The 7235-nt window shown below is 48.4% G+C and carries 5 protein-coding genes; 3 read left to right on the top strand and 2 right to left on the bottom strand.

Annotated features, from left to right (window positions below; all coding sequences use genetic code 11):
• The first annotated feature begins 111 nt into the window (after positions 1 to 111).
• Positions 112 to 3030, top strand: a complete 2919-nt coding sequence (locus QUB06_RS23475) for a response regulator (RefSeq protein WP_333437328.1) — start codon at positions 112 to 114, stop codon at positions 3028 to 3030.
• Positions 3031 to 3431: 401 nt separating this feature from the next.
• Entirely contained in the window at positions 3432 to 3929 is a 498-nt protein-coding gene (locus tag QUB06_RS23470) for a hypothetical protein (protein ID WP_333437327.1), read from the top strand.
• 65 nt (positions 3930 to 3994) lie between these two features.
• Here QUB06_RS23470 and QUB06_RS23465 read toward each other — a convergent pair whose 3' ends face one another.
• Complete coding sequence (locus QUB06_RS23465; RefSeq protein ID WP_039886668.1) at positions 3995 to 4360, bottom strand: response regulator transcription factor; 366 nt, start codon at positions 4358 to 4360, stop codon at positions 3995 to 3997.
• Between the two features lie 201 nt (positions 4361 to 4561).
• On the opposite strand from QUB06_RS23465, the gene QUB06_RS23460 reads away from it, so the two are divergent.
• Complete coding sequence (locus QUB06_RS23460; RefSeq protein ID WP_333437326.1) at positions 4562 to 4861, top strand: hypothetical protein; 300 nt, start codon at positions 4562 to 4564, stop codon at positions 4859 to 4861.
• Here QUB06_RS23460 and QUB06_RS23455 read toward each other — a convergent pair.
• Positions 4854 to 7190, bottom strand: coding sequence for a polysaccharide biosynthesis tyrosine autokinase (locus QUB06_RS23455; protein WP_333437325.1), 2337 nt, complete (start codon positions 7188 to 7190; stop codon positions 4854 to 4856). The genes QUB06_RS23460 and QUB06_RS23455 overlap by 8 nt on opposite strands.
• Between the last annotated feature and the right edge of the window lie 45 nt (positions 7191 to 7235).

Genomic DNA, 7235 nt, shown 5'->3' with positions numbered 1-7235 from the left:
TTTAGTCGGGGTACTTCGCGTAGCGCTCAGATTAATCCCCTCTAAATATACCGAGGGACTTCCCGGCTGGAAGTTAAGAATGTTTGCGCCCATACAAAAACTAAAAGGCTAATGGTGTCTATTCTATTAATCGACGACAACCCGAACGATCGCCTGATGATCGAGCGAGAACTGAGGAAAACTTTTCCCGATTTAGAAATTAAGTCGGTTATTGATATCCAAACTCTCGAACAAATCCTGGTCGCCGGGGGTTTTGACCTAGTAATTACCGACTACCAACTGCACTGGAGCGACGGATTAACGATTCTCCGCAAAGTTCACAGCCGCTACCCAAATTGTCCGGTAATTATGTGTACTGACAGCGGCAGCGAACAAGTGGCAGTCGAAGCTATGAAAGCGGGTTTGAGCGATTACGTGTTCAAAGGGCGACACTTAAAGCGGCTGGCGGCGGCAGTGGGCGAAAGCTTGAAAAATCAGCAGTTGCGCGAGAAATACGCGAAAACGTCGGCGCAGTTGGCAATTTCGGAGGAAAGGCTGAGGTTGGCGATCGAAGCCTCGAAAATGGGAACTTGGGATTGGAATTTATTAAATGGCGAGGTGGTTTGGTCGGAGGGACACGAACTGTTATTCGGGCTGGAAAAAGGCAGTTTTGCGGGAACTTACGAAGCGTTTTTTAGCTGCATTCACCCGGATGACCAGGCCTCGCTCGCCCAGGCTGTTGCCTTTGCTTTAGAAAACAAAATAGAATACCAATACGAATTTAGAGTCATTTGGCCCGACGGCAGCTTGCACTGGATCGCGAGTAGGGGCAAATTTTTTGAGGATGATACGGGTAAACCGGTGCGATCGATCGGCGTGGTTTGGGATATTACCGATCGCAAATTATCGGAAGCCCGGGTGCAAGAAAGCGAGGAAAACTTGCGCTTTGCCCTAGAAGCAGCTAATACGATCGCTTTTAGCTGGGATGTGGCATCGGGAGAAGTCCGCCGTTCGTCCAATGCCGAAACACAGATGGGTGTGGGCCCAGACACCACCTTTGGTACTTTTGAGCAAAAAAAGAATACGGTGCATCCAGAAGACCGCGAAAGCTTTTTGGCAGATTTGGATGCCGCACTCAGCGGGACGGGAGTCTACGAGTCGGAATACCGCCACGTGCACCCCGACGGCTCAGTGATTTGGCTTCACGACAAAGGGCGGGTGGTTTTTGACCCATCGGGCACACCCCTTCGGCTGTTCGGCGTGGCGATCGACATTACGGATCGCAAACAGTTAGAATACGACCGCTCCCGCGCGTTGGCCCGCGAGCGGTCGTATTTGCGCCGCCTGCAAAAGTTAACCTCCGCGTCAGTTGCTATCAACTCCACGCTGTCGGTGGCAGAAATACTTCAGTTAGCTGCCGATAGCGCCCGCCAAATTCTGGAAGTCCACCAGGTAGCGGTCAACCTCAACCCAGCCGCCAACTGGGATGCGGGAATTAGCAAGTTTTCCATGTCAGAAAAATACGCCGCGTGGCAAGATTACTGCGAAGAGCCAGACGGTACGGGCATTTACCAACAAGTTTGCCAGCAGCAAAAGGCGATGCGAATGACTCAAAGCGAGTTAGAGGCTCACCCGGCCTGGCGGGAGTTCGGCAAGGCTGCGGGGAAGCACCCGCCGATGCGGGGCTGGCTGGCTGTACCGCTGACGACTCGGGACGGCAGAAATCTGGGATTGATTCAGTTGTCGGACAAGTATGAGGGGGAGTTTGCCGAAGATGATGAAACTATTTTAATGCAGTTGGCTCAGGCGGTGTCGGGGGCGATCGACAATGCCCGGCTTTACGAGGAATCTCAGCAGGCAAATCGCATGAAAGATGAGTTTTTGGCAACTCTTTCTCATGAGTTGCGATCGCCCTTAAACGCGATTTTGGGCTGGGCGCAACTGCTGCGGCACCGCAGTTTCAGTCCGGCTGCTACGGGGCGGGCTTTAGAAACGATCGAGCGAAATGCTAAATTGCAAACTCAATTGATTGATGATTTGCTGGATATTTCTAGAATTATTCGCGGCAAGTTGAGTTTGAATCCTTGTGCGGTAAATTTGATTTCGATGGTGGAAGCAGCGGTGAATACGGTGCGGTTGGCCGCCGATGCTAAGTCGATCAATTTACGGTTTGCAATTGTAGATTTGGGCTTGGAGACTGCAGAGTTTTCCGAAGCCGGGGAGATTTCTGGCAATCCTGAATCTCCGTTAAATCCGAAATTTTGGGTATCAGGAGACCCCGGCCGCTTGCAGCAAGTGATTTGGAATTTGCTGACGAATGCGATTAAGTTTACGCCGCGCGGGGGGCGAGTTGAAATCCGGCTTTCGAGAGTTGATTCGGAGGTTGAGCTGGCTGTTACCGACACGGGAATTGGGGTTGCACCGAATTTTTTGCCTTACGTGTTTGAGTCTTTCCGCCAAGCGGATGCTACGATTACTCGCAATTATAGCGGCTTGGGGCTGGGTCTGGCGATCGTCCGACAGTTGGTGGAACTCCACGGCGGCACGGTTTGGGCGAGCAGTCCGGGACTGGATATGGGATCGACTTTTACTTTCCGTCTCCCCGCGATGCAGGTAAATTCGCTCGCGGGCGAGGAAGCGCAGGTTTTGGCTGGCGCTGGTAATTTACTGGGAGTTAAGATTTTGCTGGTTGATGACGAGGTTGATTCGCGGGAATTTATGAGGTTTGTCTTGGGGGATTCCGGGGCCACTGTCAGGGCTGCATCGTCTGCTGCTGAGGCGTTTGAGGTGGCTTCGCAGTTTGAGCCGGATGTTGTGGTCAGCGATATCGGAATGCCGGAGGAAGACGGCTATTCGCTGCTACGAAGGCTGCGTTCTTTGAACACGCAGACAGGGAAATTTTGGGCGATCGCTCTGACGGCTTATGCTAGGGATGAAGACCGCGATCGTGCTTTTGCTGCAGGTTTCGATCGGCATCTGTCTAAACCTGTGCAACCCGATGTGTTGGTAGAGACTATAGTCAAGTTGAGGCAGCAAGGGCTAACAACTTAAAAAAATCTCTTAATAAATGGTAAATGGTAAATGGTAAATGGTAAATGGTAAATGGTAAATGGTAAATAGTAAATGGTAAATGGTAAATGGTAAATGGTAAATGGTAAATGGGAATTGTGTTTGTAGTGGCGACTTTAATCCTCGTAAAACTCGCTCGTACTTGCCTTCCTCACTACCAATCTATAATGCTGATTTTACCGGACACCACCTGATTAACCCGACTGGATATCGACGTAATCGCTCAACTGAGAAATATAAAAATTTGTATTTTTCAAACTCTTCAACTTCTGCTTGTGGGGCTTTGCTTCTAGCCCGCCTAAAATATGCAATTTCTATGCCGATTAGGTGATTGGTTTGTGTTAATATGCTAAAATATCCAACAACCACGCGGTAATAATTAGGTGGACAAACTTCAGACAGATATAGAGGCAATTTACTCTCAAATTGAGGAATTGCGCCTGGAACGCCAGCAGCTTAGTATTGCCGATGTTGTCCCAGCCGGTGATTCGCCCCAAGCGATCGCCGATGCTTATCGTCGTCACGCGAGGGAAAAAGCACAAGTATCGGCAGAAGTCAAGGGGATAGATGACGCGATCGCGGCTCTGTCTGCTCAACTGAGTCAGAAACAGCAGCAGTCGGTAAAGTTGCAAAGAATCACTCCGATGGAGGAGCAAGTTGAAGAAGGAAGATTACTAGCCCAGGGACACGCGGAACGGATTAATGAACTGGCGGCGGAACTGGCGGCGGAAGTGAAGGGACTCAAAGCTATCGCCGACCAAATTAGTCCCAGCTACTGGCAGGTTTATTACAAGCCTTTTATTACGGGTTTTAAGAGTATTACTGTTCCCTACGTGCGATCGGACGGCGATGTTTGGACTATTGTCAATCGAGTAGTTTAGAGAGGCTGCGGGAGCAGAAATAATCAGCGCTCAAGACATTTTTTTCCTGTCCCTATTCCTCTACCTCAACCTCGCAGCAATTGCTTAATAGTCCCGACCAATTCTTGAGGGTGAAATGGCTTGGCGATGTAAGCGTCGGCTCCTTGTTTCATTCCCCAATAGCGATCGAACTCTTCGCTTTTGCTCGAACACATTACCACCGGCAAATTTTGGGTTTTAGGGTCGCTTTTGAGCCGACGACAAACTTCGTAGCCGTTCATCCGGGGCATCACGATATCCAGAACCACTAAATCTGGGCGGTTAGCCTTGATTTGCTCTAGAGCTTCTACGCCATCACTCGCTACGGTGACGTTGAGTCCTCTACCTTTGAGCAAGTCGGCGATCATCTCCCGCAGAGTGACGCTATCATCAACAACCATAACTGTACTCATAGAATAATCCCTACCAAGTTTCTGGGTTGAAACGTTCTCATTAACGTTTACACTAACGTTCACCTTCAAAGGTGTCTTTTCCTGATTGAGATTGCGCTCTGCTAAATGTAGTTTACCCACTTTTGCTGATTTCTCAATCATTTTCTGAGTAATTTCGGCCAAATTTAAAGTTCCGCGCAATCTCGGTTGACACAGGAGGCTATGTCCGTTAGTCTATCATTTTCTTTCTCAAATGGTACTATTATCAAAAAATCAGGGTATAGCTTGGTTGTGCGTTTCCGGTTGAGGACGGCGGCCCTCGGCTGCCTGCATCAACGGGAGCATCTCAATGAAAGCAGCCCTCCGCTAGAAATTGGAGTTTTGAGGCAGAAGGCAGGAGGCAGAAGGCAGGAGGAAAGAGGAAGAAGGAAAGAGGAAGAAGGAAAGAGGAAGAAGGAAGGAGCTAGAAGAAGTTTTTTTACAAATATGAGATGCTCCCTGCATCAACATTTGTCTAATTAGGATTTTTCGTACCTAAAGCCGATAGTTTTTGGTCGTAGAGCGTGTCTAAAACGACCGGGCGCTGGCGGTAGCTGTGACCGGTGTTTTTGCAGCCGTTAGCAACGATTCCCAAGACGGAAGCTCCAGAAATTTTTAATTCTTCTAAAACTTTGCGAACTTGCGATCGGTCTGTTTGCCCAATTTGGACGACCATAATCGTAGCGTCTGTGCGAGCTGCGATCAAGTGGGTGTCTGCCAAGCCTGCTACTGGCGGGGTGTCATAAATTACTAAGTCAAAAAATGCTTGAAATTGCTCCATTAGATACTGCATTTTTTTGGAAGAAAGAAGCTTGATCGGATCGGGGGGAATTTGGCCTGCGGTGAGTACGAACAAATTTTCTTGGTTCGGGGCTCGTTGAATCGCGTCGTTGAGGCTGAGATCCGTGGAGATGGCATCGCCCAGGCCACGCACGTTTGGGAGTCCTAACTTAGCGTGCAGTTGCGGGCAACGCAAATCTGCATCTACTAACAATACTCGCTGTCCGACTGCTGCTGCTGTGGCTGCTAGGTGCAAAGCTACTGTAGATTTGCCGTCTCCGGCTACGGCTGAGCCGACTAAGAGCGATCGAATTGCCGTGCCTGCACTCAGCAAGTGAATGTTCGTGTATAGCGATCGAAATGCTTCTAAAAATTGATAGTCCAAGTCGCTCAAAATACTTGGTCCCCCGCTCGTCGAACCAGTATGTCTAGCTTCGGCCGGTTCGACTACTTCCACTTTCAAGTTCGATCGAGCCGATGTTAGTTTCCTCTGTCTAGCTGGCGGTCGGCGCTTGACTTTCTTTGTAAACGGAATCACCCCGAGTATTGGCAATCTTGTGGCCATTCTGAGTGATTCTGGAGTGTGGAACACAGTATTTAGTACCTCTACGAGCAAGCCGACTGCTATGCCAAGCAGACTGCTTAAAATTACTGCCAGCGCTAACTGTTTTCTGGTTTGTTTGACGGTAGCTGTTATGGGGTTGCCGAATTTGTCTAGCGGAATTTGCGGAGGATTTATCAGCACCCAGGGTATTTGCTCCTGAGCCGCATCAATCCGCAAGGCTTCTCGTTTTGCCAAGAAGTCCGACAAACTCTTAGTAACTACTTGCAGTTCCCGCTGTAAATTGTCGTATTGTCGGGTTGTAACTGAAAAGTTTCTAATTTTTTGGTTGAGAGCATTTTGCAAAGCGGTCATTTCGCGATCGCGCGCTTCAATTTCTTTGATTTGGGTCTCTAAATTTCCCATCACCACTTCTTTTGCTTGTTTAGTGGCGGTTAAAATCAGTTCTTCCCGACTTTTTCGCAGCGCTAAAACTGGCAAACTGTCTTCTCTGTACTGAGCTGCTTTTAATGACAATTCCGAGTCTATTCTCTGAATTTGACCTAAGAGTCCGCCGTAAGCTTGTCCTTGGGTCATCAGCAGCCCCTGGGGATTATTTTCGTTGAGTAGTTTTTCATAGCTTTGGTAGAGGTTTCGCATCCCTTTTAGCTGAACTCTAATTTCTACTTGCTTGCCCCGAATGCTTTGAACTTGTTCAGACAGAGATCTTCCCTCTAGCTGGGGTTCAAACAAGTTGCTCTGCTGCCGCAGTCTTTGGACTTGCAATTGCAGAACTTCTACTCTTTCTCGGAGCTTGGGCAGCTCCGCATCTATAAATTTAATACCTTGATTAATGCCCGTCAGCCGTTGCTGCAAGCTGTAATCTAGATAAGCTTTTGAAATTTTATCCAATACCGTGTAAATTTTTTTTCGGTTTGAATCTTTGTAACGAACTTGTAAAATTTTTGTGCCTTGCTGTTTACCATCTTTCGTGTAGCTGATGCGGTTGATCGACATTTTTGAGTTCAGTTCGCTATAGCTCATTTTGGGATACCAAGCCCGCAATTCCTCAATCACTGGCTGCATCATTCTGGGACTTCGCAAAATCCTAATTTGGGTCTCGTAGTCTAGTAGGCTAATTCCTTCTATATTAATTCTTGCTAAGTCGGCAGCTTGGGTGTTGTTTAATTGTTTGGATAGCAAACCTTCAGCCGTGGCTGGTTCTACCAACAAGGAAAAGGAGCCTTCATACTCGATCGTAATCTGTTTAGACGTGAGGACGATCGCTGTTCCTGCCAGGGCGCTCAAAGCAATTGTGGCTGCTGCCATGACCAGGAAGCGACGGCGCACGACGCCTAACAGCCAGGACAAGTCTAGCTTTTCTTCTTCTCTCTCCTCTACGAAGTGATCTCTGTAGTTCGGAGCAGATAACTCCGGCAGTTTGCCATTCGATTTGGGTGTGAAGGGTTGGTAATCTTGTCTGCTATCCATATTCAGCCTGGGTATTTTTGAGGTTGATATTTTTGAGGTTGATAT

This window comes from Microcoleus sp. D2_18a_D3 (assembly GCF_036702455.1).
Taxonomy (GTDB): Bacteria; Cyanobacteriota; Cyanobacteriia; order Cyanobacteriales; family Microcoleaceae; genus Microcoleus.
This window is presented reverse-complemented; position numbering and strand designations above follow the sequence as displayed.

What these genes read in the sequence shown, in the direction of transcription:
- QUB06_RS23475 (WP_333437328.1), top strand. Translation starts at nt 112, where the DNA reads ATGGTGTCTATTCTATTAATCGACGACAACCCGAACGATCGCCTGATG.
- QUB06_RS23465 (WP_039886668.1), bottom strand. Translation starts at nt 4,360, where the DNA reads ATGAGTACAGTTATGGTTGTTGATGATAGCGTCACTCTGCGGGAGATG.
- QUB06_RS23460 (WP_333437326.1), top strand. Translation starts at nt 4,562, where the DNA reads ATGTCCGTTAGTCTATCATTTTCTTTCTCAAATGGTACTATTATCAAA.
- QUB06_RS23455 (WP_333437325.1), bottom strand. Translation starts at nt 7,190, where the DNA reads ATGGATAGCAGACAAGATTACCAACCCTTCACACCCAAATCGAATGGC.